This window comes from Undibacterium sp. Jales W-56 (assembly GCF_025548535.1).
In the GTDB taxonomy this organism is placed as follows: domain Bacteria; phylum Pseudomonadota; class Gammaproteobacteria; order Burkholderiales; family Burkholderiaceae_D; genus Undibacterium.
Genome location: NZ_JAJLQW010000011.1, coordinates 11,840 through 27,773 on the forward strand (window position 1 = coordinate 11,840; position 15,934 = coordinate 27,773).

General features: G+C 50.8%; 12 protein-coding genes. 4 read left to right on the plus strand and 8 right to left on the minus strand.

Annotated features, from left to right (window positions below; genetic code table 11):
• Positions 1-91: 91 nt before the first annotated feature.
• Positions 92-1,588 carry a DEAD/DEAH box helicase gene (locus LPB67_RS18965; RefSeq protein WP_262838898.1) on the minus strand — a complete coding sequence of 499 codons (1,497 nt, stop codon included), beginning with the start codon at positions 1,586-1,588 and terminating at the stop codon, positions 92-94.
• A gap of 377 nt (positions 1,589-1,965) precedes the next feature.
• Positions 1,966-3,186: a cellulose synthase complex periplasmic endoglucanase BcsZ gene (gene bcsZ, locus LPB67_RS18970; RefSeq protein ID WP_262838900.1), complete on the minus strand. Its 1,221-nt coding sequence runs from the start codon at positions 3,184-3,186 to the stop codon at positions 1,966-1,968.
• A 67-nt stretch (positions 3,187-3,253) separates the two neighbouring features.
• Here bcsZ and modA point away from each other — a divergent pair, with 67 nt between their 5' ends.
• The 4 genes from modA to LPB67_RS18990 are packed head-to-tail and all read left to right on the plus strand — an operon-like array spanning position 3,254 to position 5,993.
• On the plus strand, positions 3,254-4,009 hold the full coding sequence (gene modA / locus LPB67_RS18975; RefSeq protein ID WP_262838901.1) for a molybdate ABC transporter substrate-binding protein: 756 nt from the start codon (positions 3,254-3,256) through the stop codon (positions 4,007-4,009).
• The gene (locus LPB67_RS18980; RefSeq protein ID WP_262838902.1) at positions 4,006-4,425 is read left to right on the plus strand and encodes a molybdopterin-binding protein; all 420 of its coding nucleotides are present in this window, start codon (positions 4,006-4,008) and stop codon (positions 4,423-4,425) included. Before modA ends, LPB67_RS18980 begins: the two co-directional genes overlap by 4 nt.
• Complete coding sequence (modB, locus tag LPB67_RS18985; RefSeq protein ID WP_262838904.1) at positions 4,422-5,102, plus strand: molybdate ABC transporter permease subunit; 681 nt, start codon at positions 4,422-4,424, stop codon at positions 5,100-5,102. Before LPB67_RS18980 ends, modB begins: the two co-directional genes overlap by 4 nt.
• A 6-nt stretch (positions 5,103-5,108) precedes the next feature.
• Entirely contained in the window at positions 5,109-5,993 is an 885-nt protein-coding gene (locus LPB67_RS18990; RefSeq protein WP_262838906.1) for an ABC transporter ATP-binding protein, read from the plus strand.
• 305 nt (positions 5,994-6,298) lie between these two features.
• Here LPB67_RS18990 and fabI read toward each other — a convergent pair whose 3' ends face one another.
• The 6 genes from fabI to LPB67_RS19020 all read right to left on the minus strand — a co-directional run bounded on the left by fabI (position 6,299) and on the right by LPB67_RS19020 (position 15,018).
• Positions 6,299-7,081, minus strand: coding sequence for an enoyl-ACP reductase FabI (gene fabI, locus LPB67_RS18995; RefSeq protein WP_262838907.1), 783 nt, complete (start codon positions 7,079-7,081; stop codon positions 6,299-6,301).
• A gap of 335 nt (positions 7,082-7,416) precedes the next feature.
• The gene (locus tag LPB67_RS19000; protein WP_262838909.1) at positions 7,417-9,105 is read right to left on the minus strand and encodes an ABC transporter ATP-binding protein; all 1,689 of its coding nucleotides are present in this window, start codon (positions 9,103-9,105) and stop codon (positions 7,417-7,419) included.
• 9 nt (positions 9,106-9,114) lie between these two features.
• On the minus strand, positions 9,115-10,221 hold the full coding sequence (locus LPB67_RS19005; protein ID WP_262838910.1) for an ABC transporter permease: 1,107 nt from the start codon (positions 10,219-10,221) through the stop codon (positions 9,115-9,117).
• A gap of 8 nt (positions 10,222-10,229) precedes the next feature.
• On the minus strand, positions 10,230-11,168 hold the full coding sequence (locus tag LPB67_RS19010) for an ABC transporter permease (protein WP_262838912.1): 939 nt from the start codon (positions 11,166-11,168) through the stop codon (positions 10,230-10,232).
• A gap of 72 nt (positions 11,169-11,240) precedes the next feature.
• Entirely contained in the window at positions 11,241-13,082 is a 1,842-nt protein-coding gene (locus LPB67_RS19015) for an ABC transporter substrate-binding protein (protein ID WP_262838913.1), read from the minus strand.
• 151 nt (positions 13,083-13,233) lie between these two features.
• Complete coding sequence (locus tag LPB67_RS19020; RefSeq protein WP_262838915.1) at positions 13,234-15,018, minus strand: ABC transporter substrate-binding protein; 1,785 nt, start codon at positions 15,016-15,018, stop codon at positions 13,234-13,236.
• Between the last annotated feature and the right edge of the window lie 916 nt (positions 15,019-15,934).

Genomic DNA, 15,934 nt, shown 5'->3' on the forward strand with positions numbered 1-15,934 from the left:
TCTCTATTGTGATAGCCAATATAAAAAAAGCGATCACATACCGTGATCGCTTTTGATTTAGCTTGCAACTACTGCCAGCGCTTGACGCCGATTAACGGTCGCCGAAAGAACGACGGGCACCGGTATCGCCGGAGCGGGTACCTTTGTAGCCGCCGCTACCTTCTTTGCGTGGCGCCGCAGAGGTACTGCCGGCCGGTTTGCTGAAAGTACGCTGCGCTGGCTTGTTTGCGCCATAGCCAGTGCCTTCGCTACGATTACCATTGGCTGCATTGTTGCCGCGATAACCGCCGCCGTTGCCTGTGTTCGCGCTGCGGCTATCGCCTGGACGCCAGCCGCTTGGCTTGCGTGCTGCGCTACGCGCCGGAGAGGCTGTTTTCTTCGGTTCAAAACCTTCAATGATTTCGACTGGAATCAATTGCTTGGTAAAGCGCTCGATACGCTTGACGTTGATGCCTTCTGCATGATTTACCAGCGAAACTGCAACGCCATTGCGACCGGCGCGACCGGTACGACCGATACGGTGAACGTAATCTTCCGGGAACTTAGGCAAGTCGTAGTTGAATACATGGGTAATCGCAGGAACGTCAATACCACGCGCCGCTACGTCAGTCGCCACCAGAACGCGGACTTGGCCGCGGCGCAGGGAATCCAGGGTACGGTTACGCGCACCTTGATGCATGTCGCCATGCAAAGCCGCCGCTGCAAAACCAGCGATATTCAGACGATCGGCAATCGTATCTGCATCGCGCTTAGTGGCCGTGAAAATGACCGCCTGATCAACCGTTTCGTCGCGCAATAAATGGTCCAGCAAACGATTTTTGTGCGACAGATCATCCACGAAATGGACTTTCTGTTGAATGTTTTCGTGCTTGGACGCTGAGCCGGCGATCTGGATGATCATCGGGTCTTTAGTGATGCGGCGAGCCATATTGCCGACAACGCCATCCAGCGTCGCGGAGAACAACATGGTTTGACGCGACTCCGGAGTGGCAGCGACGATTTTTTCGATATCGTCGATGAAACCCATGTCCAGCATGCGATCGGCTTCATCCAGCACCAAAATTTCGAGTTCGGAGAAATCGATCTTGCCGGATTCCATATGATCGATCAGACGACCAGGCGTGGCTACCAGAATTTCCGGATTGCGGGACAACAATTGCATTTGTTTTGGATAAGGCATGCCGCCCAGAATGGAGACCGCTTTGACGCGACGCATATATGCGCAATATTTGTCTGTAGCTGTAGTTACTTGCAAAGCCAGTTCGCGTGTTGGCGTCAACACCAGCATTTTCGGTTTTGCGGCAACGAAGCGTGGGCGATCGCCACGAGCACGTGCCGATTGTTGCGCTTGATTGGGGGTTTTGCCTGGTGACTCTAATGCGGTTTCTGCTGCACTTGCAAATTTATGCAGGGCTGGCAGCATGAAGGCGGCAGTTTTGCCTGAGCCTGTCTGTGAGGATACTAATAAATCACGGCCGCTGATCGCGGCAGGAACAGCTTGTTCTTGAACACCGGTTGGCTTGGTATAGCCAGCATCGGTGAGGGCGCGGATAACGGACGTGTGTAAGCCTAATGCTTCAAAAGTCATTCTAATCTTTCGTTAAAAATCAGCGCAAGGCAAACGCAAATGCGATTGCAATACGCGTAAAAAAGCAACGCCAACCAAACGAAATGAACAAAGGATACCAATAAGGAAACGATGAAATTTCGGCACAAAAAGCTTTGCGCCGGGATGATGTCCAAGATGTGTTACTGGACATGCAGGGCGGGAGGGCTTTTACATTGCATCATCTGTGTTATCACAAATGTGCAAGGTTTGCGGTGCTGCAAGGTACTTTTAGTCGCTGCAAAATTATATTGCAGCGCAAAAACGGGATGATACAGTATTTCTTGAGAAAAAGCAGCTATTTATAGCAAATCCGATTGCGTCTGTCCGGAAGGTTAATAATCGTTGTGCTTCTGTCCTTATTGGCGGCAAGCTTTTTTCCATTTGGGCAAGACATTGCCTTTGCCATTAAATTGATAAAGTTGATCCTGCCAGCCTTGCGCATACAAGGCGAGAACCTGGTCGTAATAGGCGTCAATTTTGATAGGCTGGGCTTGTATCCGTAGATTTTGCTCCTTGTAGGCTTTGTGTGCGCCCGAGGATTTGAGAAATGGTAAAACTGCTGCTGAAAATCCGCTGGAAGCGGGGTGATTAAATTCACCCGTACGGATGTTGATGAATTCTGGTGGATAGCCCTTGTTCTCGATCAGGTTTGCCATCGGCTTGAATGCGTTGAGTAATTCTTTACGGTGCCGTTCTTGCTCGGACAGCATGCCTGCCCAGAGATACACCCGAATTGCGTTATAGCCGCCGTCACCTTTTTCTGCACCTTGCAAGTCTGGGACGAAATCCGCTCTGTCATTACTGGCATCAAAAATAATCCAATCCGGACTATAACCTTTCGATGCCGAATGCTTGATGATGTGTAGCGATGAAGCAATTAATTTTTCCCAGCGATCATCATCGGTATTATTTGCAAACCAGCGCAGCACCTGGATCGGCATGTAGCTGGGATTGAGTTTCCAACTGGTAGCGCTTGGTGTAAAGCCGCTAGGTGCCGGTAGTAGTGTCAGTCCAAGTTTGGGGAGCGTTGCAGTTTCTTCGCGCAAGATGCGTTTGGCGATTAAGGTCGATAGTGCGGCATAGCGCTGATCGGCCCACAGATTGGCTGCTTCGCCTAGGGTATAGGCAAGCCACAGGTCGGCATCTGACGCGGGGTTTTTATCGATGATTCCCCAACTGCCGTCATCTCTTTTACCCCATAGCCAGGCCGGCAGACGTGCGGTTAAATCTCCCTCAGCGAGATTTGCTTCAGTCCAATTAAGTAGAAGATCAAAATTTTTACGGTCGTTGGCTATAAGTGCAAAAAACAAGGCATACGCTTGTCCTTCAGAGGTGCTTTGCATGCGCGGTGTACCGGCATCAATGACGCGCCCCCCCTCGCTGATGAAATTCTTTTTGAAAACATCCCATGCAGGCCAGCTTGTTTCACAATTACCCGCTGCGCGGGTTGCGTCCGCATGCAAGAGCAGCCCAAAGCACAGCACGGATGTGGCGAATAATTTTGCTAACCGCGACGCTGTTTTTCGTGGATGGACCATTACTTCAGATTCGGTTGGGAATTCATAAAAGACGGACATAGAATTTGTTTGTAAAATTCGGGAAGTGTTAACATCCATGCATAGTTTATCGTCAATAAGGAATAAAGTGAAAATACGGGCATTAATTTTTCTGCTGCTATCCAGTGTGCTGGCGCACACGGCGCAGGCAGAAACGATCGCAGTCGCTGTGGCCGCGAATGTTCAATATGTATTTAACGATCTGAAAGCAGAATTCAAGAAAGAGACCGGACACGAGATACAAGCCAGTTTCAATTCATCCGGCAAGTTCGTGACGCAGATCATGAATGGCGCACCGTTTGATGTCTTCCTCTCAGCCGATATGGCGTTCCCGGATAAGCTGCATAAAGAAGGTTTTAGCAAAGCGCCACCGAAAGTGTATGCCTATGGCGCACTAGTGCTGTGGACCCGGAAAGATGTGGATTTAGGTGACTGGCAATCGCTGCTGATGAGCAAATCCATCGATAAAATTGCCATCGCCAATCCGACCACCGCACCGTATGGACGTGAGGCCATGAATAGCCTGCACTATTACAAACTGGCGGCAGCCTTGCAAGCCAAGCTGGTATTCGGCGAAAGTATTGCGCAGACCAATCAATACATACACTCGCGTGCTGCCGACATTGGTTTTACTGCGAAGTCGGTGGTGCTGTCGCCCGAAATGAAAGGGCAGGGGAAATGGATCGATGTTCCGGTGGCGAGTTATCAGCCGATTGCTCAAGGCGCCCTCATTCTTAATTATGGCAAGGAACATCATCCTGAAGTCGCGCAACAATTTTTTGACTTCATTTATTCCGTTCAAGCACGGGCGATTTTTGCGCGTTATGGCTATTTGCTTCCATGAATAAATTCTCAGGGCAGATCCTTGCAATCGAAGCCTATGGCAGCGTTGCGATTATCGATGTCGCCGTTGGTGCGCATCGTTTTACGGCGACCCTAATGGGGGCAGCCGATCAACTCGATATCTGGAAAAGCGGTCAACCGGTCTGCCTCTTATTCAAAGAAACAGAAGTCGCATTGGCGAAAAATTTATCCGGTCAAATCAGCCTGCGCAACCGTATGCCATCGATCATTACGGCTCTGGAACATGGGCAATTATTGACGCGTGTGGCGATGCAGATGGATGGTCTGCCCCTGTTCTCGGTGATTACGACGCGCTCAGCACGCAATCTGCAGCTCGCGGTTGGCGATCAGGTCGAAGGTCTGGTGAAATCGAATGAAATGAGTTTGTTGGCAGATGCTCAGGATGGCGCTGTATGAGCGTCGCGATCCCTGACTTGCAACCGCTATGGCTGACCTTCAGGCTGGCGGCGCTGACTACGCTCATTTTGCTATGCATCGGCATACCGCTGGCGTATTGGCTGGCATTTACCCGCAATCGCCTGAAGCCTGTACTGGAAACGCTGGTCAGCATGCCGCTGGTATTGCCGCCTTCGGTTTTGGGTTTTTATCTTTTGCTTGCCTTCAGTCCGCAACAGGCATTTGGGCACTGGCTGGAACAGTACCTGGGCTTGCGGCTGGTATTCAGCTTTAGCGGCCTGGTGATCGGTTCGGTCATTTTCAGTCTGCCATTCATGGTGCATCCTTTGCAGTCGGGTTTGCAGCATTTGCCGGTATCCCTGCTGGAAGCCTCGCGCACTTTGGGTAAGTCCGATCTGACTACCTTGTTCCGGGTCTTGCTGCCGAATTGTCGCAGCGCTTTGTTATCCGGGATCGTATTGAGTTTTGCGCATACGGTAGGCGAGTTTGGCGTAGTGCTGATGGTGGGCGGGAATATTCCCGGCGTTACCAAAGTGGCGTCGATTGCGATTTACGATGAAGTCGAGAGCTTGCATTATGCAGCGGCGCATTTTTACGCGATGATTTTATTCGTCATCAGCTTTGCTATTTTGCTGCTGGTATACCTGAACAATAAACGTATGCTGAAAACCTTTTAGGTGATCATGATAGAGCTGAACCTGCAAAAAAAATTATTGAGTGCATCCGGTACGATGCATCTGGATATGCAGATCAATGTGCAACGCGGTGAGTTACTCGGTTTGTTTGGCGAGTCCGGTGCCGGCAAGACCACGCTCTTAAGGATGCTGGCAGGATTGACGATGCCGGACAGCGGACGGATAGTCGTCGATGGCATATGCTGGTTCGATTCAGTAAAAAAAATCATGCTAGCGCCGCAGCAGCGCAGCATAGGCCTGGTGTTTCAGGATTATGCCTTGTTCCCGAATATGAGCGTGCGCGCCAATCTGGCGTATGCGCTTAGCGGCAAGGACAGTCAACAAACGGCATGGCTGGATCAGTTGCTGAGCGCGACAGGACTCAGCGCCTTGCAGGATCGAATGCCTGCACAGCTATCCGGTGGACAGCAACAACGCGTCGCGCTGGCGCGGGCGATCGTCAGAAAACCTCAGCTATTGTTACTCGATGAGCCATTGTCGGCATTGGATCTGGCGATGCGTTCGCGTTTGCAGGATGAACTGCAAACCCTGCATCGGGAATTCGGCTTGACGACGATACTGGTCAGTCATGATATCGGTGAAGTATTTAAACTTGCCGACAAAGTACAGGTGTTGCAGCAAGGGCGGGTGGTGCGCTCCGGCACGCCAGCCCAGGTATTTTTGCAACAGAGACTGGCGGGCCAGTTGAATTTACGTGCTCAAGTCCTGGCGATACGGCGGGAAGAAGTGGTGTTTATTTTGTCCCTATTAGTCGGTCAGGAGATCGTCGAAATTATTGCGTCTCAAGATGAGGTTGATGATCTGAAAATCGGCGCGCATATTTCGATTTCGACCAAGGCATTCAGCCCTTTGATTTTCAAGTCATCAGCTTAGCTGGCAGATTCTATGCATAACTAGGACTTAAGCAAAAAACCAGACATCTCACCACAGAGACACGGAGACACCGAGGAAAGGCAAGAGAACGGGTTATACCTGAACATTAAAAAAACCAATCCGCAATCTGGGTGCGCCTGTTGGCACGAAATGCCTCTGGAAGCCGCACCCAGATTGCGGAATCAATTACTCATGCAGGCCGAGGCAATAATTTTTATCGCAGAGTTTTCCTGTTTTTGCGTAAGTCCTGATAAAAAAAGCGCTCTATACATCAGAGCGCTTTTTAAAAATTCAGGTGAATATTTTCAGTCTTGCGTAATACCCATGACATGAGAGAAGCCGCCATCGACATAGGTAATCTCGCCTGTGATACCGGCGGATAAATTCGACAGCAGGAAGGCAGCGGTATTGCCGACATCGTCAATCGTCACATTACGACGCAAAGGCGCGTTCGTCGCAACGAAGCCTAATAACTTGCTGAAATCCTTGATGCCGCTGGCGGCCAGCGTCTTGATCGGACCGGCCGAGATGCCGTTCACACGCACGCCGCGTTTACCTAACGATTCCGCCAGATAACGCACGGAGGCTTCCAGCGACGCTTTGGCCAGGCCCATGGTGTTGTAGTTGGGAATCGCCTTTATGGCGCCGAGGTAGGACAAAGTCAGCAATGCCGAATCCTGACGCAGCATAGGCAACGCCGCTTTCGCCAATGCCGGGAAACTGTAAGCGGAGATATCGTGGGCAATCTTGAAGGACTCGCGCGACAGACCGTCGAGGAAGTCGCCGGCAATCGCTTCGCGCGGTGCGAAACCGATGGCATGCACCAGACCGTCGAGACCGTCCCAGGATTTGGCCAGATCCGCAAATACCGCATTGATTTGTTCATCGCTGCCAACATCACAGTCAAACACCAGTGTGCTATCGAATTCTGCTGCGAACTCGGTAATCCTGTCTTTAAAGCGTTCGCCGACATAAGTGAAAGCAAGCTCGGCACCTTCGCGTTTGCAGGCCTTGGCAATGCCATAAGCGATGGAGCGGTTTGATAACAAACCCGTGATCAAAATCTTTTTGCCTTGCAGAAATCCCATATTAACTCCAGATGCTACCGCAATATCCATGCGGCTTACGGGCCAAAAAGCCTTGGAAAGGCGCATGAACAGTGCGGTATTGGTTTGTGGTGCTTGTATTGAGGTAATTCAATTGAAGTGCTTCAGTTCATGTACTTCAGTTCGTCGTCGGATTATTCCGTGTATCCAATGAGAGGAATCCCTCAGCCGCACGGAATTGTAGATGCTAGACGCCCGGTCGGCAAATATTTCCATCTGCCGCACTCGGTAATATCAGGCTGGAAATTGCAAACGCCTGCTTATTTCGCTCCTTTTAATGCGTTTTTCCGGTAAAAGGAGCGAACTCGTGCTAATCGTTAAGAATGCAAACCACGCGGAATCGCATTCAGCAAAGTCTTGGTGTAAGCCTGCGTCGGATTCAGATACAGATCATCGGAATTGGCGAGTTCAACCACTTTGCCTTTGTTCATCACCATCACCTGATCCGCGATGTATTTGACGACGGCCAGATCGTGCGAGATGAAGATATAGGACAGGCCGAATTCTTCCTGCAAGTCTTGCAGCAGATTCAAGACCTGCGCCTGCACCGATACGTCCAGCGCCGAGACCGACTCATCGCACACCAGCACTTCCGGCTTCATGGTCAGGCAGCGTGCAATCGCGATACGCTGGCGCTGCCCGCCGGAGAATTCATGCGGATAACGATGGAAGGCTACCGCTGGCAAGCCGACTTTTTCCAGCAGGGTATACGCCATTTGCGAGCGTTCGCTGTCATTCGCCCCGATCTGATGAATCTGCATCGGCTCCATCAGAATCTGGCCTATCGTAAAGCGCGGATTCAGCGACGCATACGGATTCTGGAAAATGATCTGGATGCGACGCTTGTACTGCATGAAGTCTTTGTTCGACATGGACAAAATATCCTTGCCGTCAAAAATGGCTTCGCCCGAAGTCGCCTGATGCAAGCGCATCAGGGTCAGGCCCACGGTGGTTTTACCAGAGCCGGATTCGCCGACGACGCCTAAAGTCTTGCCGCGTGCCAGTTTGAAAGACACGCCTTCGACCGCCTTAAATTCTTTTTTGCCGAAGAAGCCTTCGCGGCTGTAAAAACTCTTACCCAGATTACGTACATCGAGCACGATGTCTTCATTGCCTTTGAGTCCGCGCGGGCGTTCTTTGTACTCAAGGGGCGCGCCTTGATGATGCATGAAATCGGCAATCACAGGCAAACGCCACGGGCGAGAATCCAGCGTAGGGCGGCAATGCAGTAAAGCCTGGGTATAAGTATCCTTCGGTTGTTCAAAGATTTGTTGCACGTCGCCCGCTTCACGTACTTCGCCATTGCGCATCACGATGACCTGATCGGCAATCTCGCCGACCAGCGCCAGATCATGCGTGATGAACAGCACGGACATCTTGTGCTTGGCGCGCAGGGCCTCGATCAAGTCAATAATTTGTTTTTGTATCGTGACGTCGAGCGCCGTGGTCGGTTCGTCGGCGATCAATAATTTCGGCTCGCAGGCAATCGCCATCGCGATCATCACACGCTGTTGCTGACCGCCGGACATCTGGCTAGGGTAGGCATCGATTTTGCTGGCCGGGTCGGGGATGCCGACTTCTTCTAGTAAAGCGATCGCTCTGGCACGCGCCTGTTTCGCATTCATGCCCATATGCAGTTGCAACACTTCGCCGATCTGGAAGCCGACCGTGAATACCGGATTCAGCGAGGTCATCGGTTCTTGGAAAATCATCGAGATATCTTTGCCGCATAACTGGCGGCGCTCGGCCAGGCTCAGGTCGAGCAGACTGCGACCTTCAAAAGTGATCTTGCTGTCTTTCGCAATGCTCGATGTGTCGGGCGGCAGCAAGCCCATGATGGCCAGCGAACTGACCGACTTGCCACTGCCGGATTCGCCGACCAGGGCCACGGTGGAATTGCGCGGAATCTCAAAGGAAATCCCTTTGACGGTTTCGACACTGTCTTTTTTATTGATGCGGAAAGAGACGCGCAGGTTTTCCACTTTTAATAATGATTCTTGGCTCATGGACTGTCCTTATTTGAGCTTAGGGTCGAGCGCATCGCGCAAGGCATCGGTGAACAGGGAGAAGGCGGTAACTAACACGGCCATGCCCGCAGTCGCTGCCACTAACTGCCACCATTTACCCAGAATGAGTTCGTTCTGCGCTTCATTCAACATGCTGCCCCAGGACACCACGCCGACTGGCACGCCAAAACCGAGGAAGCTCAAAATGACTTCCGACTTGATAAAACCGACCACCAGGATTGACACCTGCACTAAAGCGACATGGCTGACATTTGGAAAAATATGAATGAACATTTTGCGGAAGTCGGAGGCGCCGATCGCATCGGCGGCCCAGACGTATTCGCGATTTTTATGCTTCATGTATTCCGCCCGGATCAGGCGGAATGGGCCGGTCCAGCCGGTAAAAGCCAGAATCAGAATAATCGTGGTCACGCCTTTTTGCTGCAATACAGCGGCGACCGACAGGATCAATAGCAGGTAGGGAATCGAGGTGAAAATACTGTAAAACCAGTTAAAGAAATCATCGACGCGATTGCCGAAATAGCCGGCCAGCGCACCAAACAGCGTACCGAGTAAAGTTGCCAGGAAGGCGGCGACCAGGCCAACGATGATCGAGGTTTCTGCACCCTTGATGGTCTTTTTGATGATGTCATGTCCCCACTTGTCGGCACCAAAAGGCAGGGTATCCAACTTCGCGGCAACCGTCGCCTTACCTACCTTGGCAAGCTCGGTATAGATTTCGCTCATTTCTTTGGCGAGCGGATCTGGTACGCCATACTCGTTGGTAATGATGGCTTGCTGGCTCGCCGGCGCTTTGCGCAATTCGCGAATCACATCGGCTAAAGGGTCGAGCGGATTTTCGGGCACCGGTTCTTCCGCCACTTTGGCGGCAGCGCCGGACGAATCCGCGCCAATGAAATGAGGCGGTGCATAGCTGGCGCCGATTTCCTGCTCCCAGTCGGCGGCGATCAAGCCACTGGCTGACAAGCTCAGGACCACTAAAAAGGCGATGACCACGGACATCGCCGACATCGCAATTTTGTCGGCGCGCAGGCGGCGCCACGCTAATGCCCATAATCCAGGCGAGGCAGTTTGATTGGTGTGTAACGTTGACATGGGAAACCTTATTTCAACTGAACTCGTGGATCAACCGCTTGATACAACAGGTCGGTCAACAGATTAAAGAACATCGTTGCCGCCGCAACATACACGGTGATTGCTTTGATGACCGGAAAGTCGCTGCGCTCCACCGCCAGAATCACTTCACGGCCGATACCCGGGATCGAGAAAAAGCGCTCAATCAGGAACGCACCGATCAGCAGGGCAGGCAGATTCGACATCACATGCGTGATGATCGGGATCGATGCGTTGCGCAGCACATGCACCCATTTCACGCGCGCCTCAGAGACGCCTTTGGCGCGTGCGGTGCGGACATAATCTTGATTGACTTCGTCCAGCACAAACGTGCGGAACAGGCGCAGGTTAGGCGCGACGCCGACTGCCAGCGCAATCAGGATAGGCAGGGCGGAATACTTGAACAGATTTTCGGCAAAGCCGTTGCCCCAGCCCTGGACCGGAAACAAGCCCAATTTATAGGCGAAGAAATATTGTCCGACGATGATGTAGACCAGGATACTGATGGACATGCCGAAGGTGCAGGCAATCATGACGCCGCGATCGGTCAGGCTGCCGCGGCGGAAAGCAATCGCCAGCGCGAGCGCAATGGCGATCAGGGTTTCGATGATGGTTAACGGCACCAATACCGTTAATGACGGTCCAAGGCGTGTACCGATAATCGACGATACTGCTTCACCAGTGCTCCAACTGGTCCCGAAATTGAAGGTGACGATTTGTTTGATGAAAATACCTAACTGGACGTAGTAGGGCTGGTCAATGCCAAGCTGGGTGCGGATATTCGCAATCTGTTCAGCGTTCGACATTTTGCCGGCCAGGATGTAAGCGGGATCGCCGCCTACCCAGTTAAACAAAAAGAACACCAGCAAAATAACACCCAGCATGGTGGGTGCCATTTGCCATAAGCGGCGCAAGATATAGGCTGTCATGGGATACTTTCTAACTTAGTGAATTACGCGATCTGGTTGAGATAAATCAAAGTCTGTAAAAATCTTAGGGACTTACTTACTTTTCTCAACATCAAAAAACATCCATTCGCCGTAAATAATCGGATGCTTTTTATAGCCGATGACCCGGGGTTGTACCAGCATATTTCTATAGCGGGCAAAGCCGGTTCGTTGTGCGGTATTGACTTCCATAATGCGCGCCATTTTGTGATAGAGCGCATCGCGTTCCGGACCTGGCGGCAGCTTTTGTGACTGCACATATAGCGCGTCGTATTCAGGAATCTTGACGCAGCCGTTATTAGTTGAGCCGGTATTCGGACCGTAGAATAATTGCATGAAGTTGTCGCCATCCGGATAATCGGCAATCCACGGCGCATTGCGGGTCTGTAACTGGCAGTTTTTTTCTGCCTTCAGCATTTCGGAAAATTGCACCAGATCTTCTTTCATGCGTATGCCGATCGAGTCGTAGGTTTTTTTCCAGACTTCCGTTTGCAGCTTGCCGATCGGGCCGGTGCGTGCGGTGTAGCGGATTTCCAGCGGCTTGCCGTTAGGCTGGGTGCGGAAACCGTCAGGGCCTTTTTTGTAGCCAAATTTATCTAGCAACATATTCGCCGCGGCTGGATTGTATTGAATGCTGTTCCGGTAGTTAGGATCATGACCGACCACACCTGGCGGAATAGGGTAATCGAGCGGCACGGCATTGCCGTTATAGACGATATTGATTTCTTCGGTGACGTTATGCGCCATGGCGACGGCGCGACGCAAAGCGATTTTATCTTTGCTCAGGCCGCCCCAGACCGGATCCTGCATATTCCAGTAATACACGGTCAGCTCAGGATCAGGAATGCGTGACAGCATGATGCCTTTTTTCTGCAATGCAGGTTTGAGCTTGCCATTGTCGAGCGCCTGCGGTGCCAGCGGTCCTTCTAGTTCGAAAATATCGACTTCACCGCCCTGGAAAGCCAGCCAGCGCGATTGATCTTCGATCATCACATTGATTTCGATGCGGCCAATTTGCGGCATGCGCTTGCCCTTCATGGCCGCCATGATCTTTTGATCTTCCGGGCTGCTGCCTTTGTGATCCCAGACATCGCCACGATAATCGGGATTCGCTACCAGGATAATTTTAGAGCCGCGCACCCATTCATCCGGCACCAGCATATACGGGCCTGTACCGACCGGATTGGACATCACCTGACTCTGGATGTCCTGATATTTTTCTATGACTTCGCGTGCGACGGCACCGGTTGGATTGTGCGCCAGGATCAGACCGAGATTGAAGTCCGGTTCGTTCAGATGGATGCGCAGGGTGTATTTATCAACGACTTCTAAGCCGGGGACTTTGCTATCGTAATCGAACTTATTGGTTTTTTTGGCTTGCGCTGCCAGGGCATCGAGGCCGATAATTTTTCCAGCGATTAACCAGGAGTGCGGCGAGGATAATTTCGGGTCCATCAGGCGCTTCAAGGTGTAGACGTAATCAGCCGCAGTCAGCTCCCGTTTTCTTCCATTGAAAGCTTCATCCGGCGTGAAGAAAATGCCTTTTTTTATTTTGATCGTGTAGGTCTTCGCATCGGCAGAAACCTCCGGCATGCTTTCCGCAACACGCGGTACCAGCTTGACCGGGCTGGCCAGATAATCGTAGGAATACAGCGTTTCAAAGATGACGTAGTTGACGCCGTTCGAGTACAAATCTTTTGCCGCACCCGGATCAAAGCCAGTCTCGGCGACGTTGAATACCCATTTCAATACTTTGTCCGGATCAGCCGGATTGGTCGCTGCTGTCGCATGAGAAACCGGGAAGGCTGTGAGGCTGGTGACGATGGCAAGTGCCAGTCTGGCGACTTTAGGTCGATGTGAGCCGAATAGCTTGTGCAGAATAGAGGGTGACTTCATTGCGTGTGGGTCTCCTGGTTAAAGTGACCTGAATAAAAATGCGGGTTAACTATATGAATAAATGTACGCCAGAGCTGAGTGCTTCTGCAGATGCTTTTGGGTCCTGGCGTTTTAGTGTTTTAAATTTTATCTGGCGGGCTGGTGTCCGGTCTCAATGTTTGACTACATCGAGATATTGCCAGTCCGCATGCAGAATCGGGTGATTTTTGTAACCTTGTATCCAGGGCCGTACCAGCCAGCTGCGGATGCGCGTTGAATGCAATGCCCACGGGGTATCGGCCTCGATCTGGCGACTCATCTGCGAGTAAATTTTATTCCGCTCTTCACCGGACGGCAGTGAGATCGCTTTTCTGTACAGAGCATCGTAGGCCGGAGATTCGTAGCAGGCATGATTGCCTTGTCCGGCCTTCGGGCCATATAGCAATTGCAGGAAATTTTCGCCGTCAGGATAGTCAGCCATCCAGCCACCGCTCCACATCGCGAGCTGGCAGGCGCTGGCGGCTTCCAGGTTATCTGCAAAGTTACTGACCAGGAAATCGATACGGATTCCCAGTTGATCCAGGCCGCGTTTAAAAATTTCTGCCTGCACTTTATAGATATTCGGCGCTTCCATGGTTTTTTTGATGAGCAGCGGCGTGCCATCGGGCAGGGTGCGATAACCGTCGGCACCACGCTTGTAACCGAAATGATCGAGCAGTTTATTCGCCAGCCCGATGTCGTAAGGAATGCTGCTGCGGTATTTGGGGTCGTATCCGACCACACCGGGCGGTATCATGCTTTCCGCCCGTATCGCTTGCCCCAGGCGCATTTGCGCAACTTCATCGGCATTGCTATAGGCCATCACGATGGCGCGGCGCAAGGCGATTTTTTCTTTGCTATAACCGCCGACCACAGGATCGCGCATATTAAACATGGAGAAAGTCAGACCAGCGTCGGCCACTCTATCCATTTTGATTCCCTCCGCGATGAACGAGGGCTTGAGCTTGTCGCCATCTAATACGGCCGGTGCAGCGATCTGCGGCAGCTTGTCGATATCGATTTGCTTATCCTGGAAGGCCAGCCAGCGTGATTGCTCCTCTTCGATGATGCTGATTTCGACCCTGCCGACTTGCGGCATTTTTTTACCCTTCATGACTTTGACGATCTCATCATCCCAGGCGCTACCGGATGATTTGAAATCCCAGATGTAGCCGCGATATTCGGGATTCGCTTTCAGGAAGATTTTGCTGCGCGGCAGATATTTTTCCATCATATACGGGCCGGTGCCGACAGGATGCAATCCAGTCTGTTCGCCATAGGTATCGATGACTTCTTTGGCTACTGCACCGAAGGCAGAGTAAGCCATGACATACAGGAAGTTATAGTCGGTGTCTTGCAGCTCGATTCTGAGCGTGTATTTATCCAGCGCTTTTAAGCCGGCGACTGGCATGTCGTAGTCAAATTTGCCGGTTTTTTTGGCTTTTGCCTGGACATCCGCCATGCCGACAATTTTGCCGTCGATGAAGCTCGCATGCGGAGAGCGGTTAACCGGATCGAGTATGCGTTTAAGTGTGTATATATAGTCTTGCGCAGTGAGTTCGTGTTTTTTGCTTTTGAATGCATCGTCGGGTGCGAAGTAGATGCCTGGTTTGATTTTGAACACAAACACTTTGCCGGCATCGCTCACTTCGGGCATGGCCTCTATTGTGTTGGGAATCAGTTTTGCCGGGCGCGCCAGATAATCGTAAGTGAGTAAAGGCTCAAAAATGGCGTTCACTATCCAACCCGAGTAATGGTTAGAAGTTTTCGCCATATCGAAGCCATCATCAGCGCCTTCAAATGCCTGTCTGACGATTTTGTTGGGATCTGCCGGATTTTCTGCCAGAGACGTTGCCGTCATGCTCGCCATGACGAGCAGAGCGAGCGCACTGAGTTTTAATTTAAATGGGCCCGACATCACGCAACACCTCTTTATTGTTCTACATCTGTTTGACGCGCTTTGTATATAGACAGGGGGCCAAGCAGATAGGGGGGCTAAAAAAGCCGTAACCATAACGCAAGTCAATACTGTACGGCACAAAAGTAAAATTTATTTTTCTTATTTATTTGCACCAAGACCGAGCGGGATTTTTGTAGATGTAAAAAATGACATCTTTCTATGTGCGGAGATGTCAGCATTAATATTGTTGTGCACCAAAATGCATAATGTGAGATGCATAATATTCTGCCGAATACGCAGCGATTCGGAGATGAAAAAAAATTTTATTCTGGACGCTTAGGTCTGCCGCAAAATAAAAGTAAGCTCGATAAGAATTGTTATATCCACGCACTATTTATTTGCTGCAAAGCACAAAATGAATGCACGTCAATTATCCGGTTTTTACGCTAAAAATCCGGCTGTTGTTTTTTTGTGAAATGTAAAATGGCGAGTATTGACAGGGCGTGCTCAGAAATGGTTCCATGCGCCATCAAAAATTTTTTGATGCTTTCATTTTCATTTCTTATGTAAAAAAACGGGTTTTTTTACATAATTCTTTAGATGTAAATGCGGTCAAGTTGTTCGCTGACTTTACCTGTATCCACCACGTGGTGAGGGTAGAAATAAATTCTTTTCAAGAGCGGATTTATTTTGCATTTACAAAAAATTGAGTGAAAGAAAGGGCACGCAATCGGTTGCTTCGCCATATAATTCATTTTTTTGGCGCAATGCGATTGGTTGATTGACGCTGGGCACGGTATTTGCTCCTGCAAATATCGACACAGACTATGCGTGCCCCCCTTTAATGGCTGCTCATGTCAGTATTTGATAAGATGAGTACGCCTGTTAGCAATATGTTGTGGTATTCGGAGGAAAGTAGGTATGGATTTTTCAA

Bases quoted from the DNA above. Each gene is read 5' to 3' on its own strand.
- LPB67_RS19005 (WP_262838910.1), bottom strand. From the start codon at position 10,221: ATGTCAACGTTACACACCAATCAAACTGCCTCGCCTGGATTATGGGCA.
- LPB67_RS18965 (WP_262838898.1), bottom strand. From the start codon at position 1,588: ATGACTTTTGAAGCATTAGGCTTACACACGTCCGTTATCCGCGCCCTC.
- LPB67_RS19010 (WP_262838912.1), bottom strand. From the start codon at position 11,168: ATGACAGCCTATATCTTGCGCCGCTTATGGCAAATGGCACCCACCATG.
- LPB67_RS19000 (WP_262838909.1), bottom strand. From the start codon at position 9,105: ATGAGCCAAGAATCATTATTAAAAGTGGAAAACCTGCGCGTCTCTTTC.
- modB (WP_262838904.1), top strand. From the start codon at position 4,422: ATGAGCGTCGCGATCCCTGACTTGCAACCGCTATGGCTGACCTTCAGG.
- fabI (WP_262838907.1), bottom strand. From the start codon at position 7,081: ATGGGATTTCTGCAAGGCAAAAAGATTTTGATCACGGGTTTGTTATCA.
- LPB67_RS19015 (WP_262838913.1), bottom strand. From the start codon at position 13,082: ATGAAGTCACCCTCTATTCTGCACAAGCTATTCGGCTCACATCGACCT.
- LPB67_RS19020 (WP_262838915.1), bottom strand. From the start codon at position 15,018: ATGTCGGGCCCATTTAAATTAAAACTCAGTGCGCTCGCTCTGCTCGTC.
- LPB67_RS18990 (WP_262838906.1), top strand. From the start codon at position 5,109: ATGATAGAGCTGAACCTGCAAAAAAAATTATTGAGTGCATCCGGTACG.
- bcsZ (WP_262838900.1), bottom strand. From the start codon at position 3,186: ATGTCCGTCTTTTATGAATTCCCAACCGAATCTGAAGTAATGGTCCAT.
- LPB67_RS18980 (WP_262838902.1), top strand. From the start codon at position 4,006: ATGAATAAATTCTCAGGGCAGATCCTTGCAATCGAAGCCTATGGCAGC.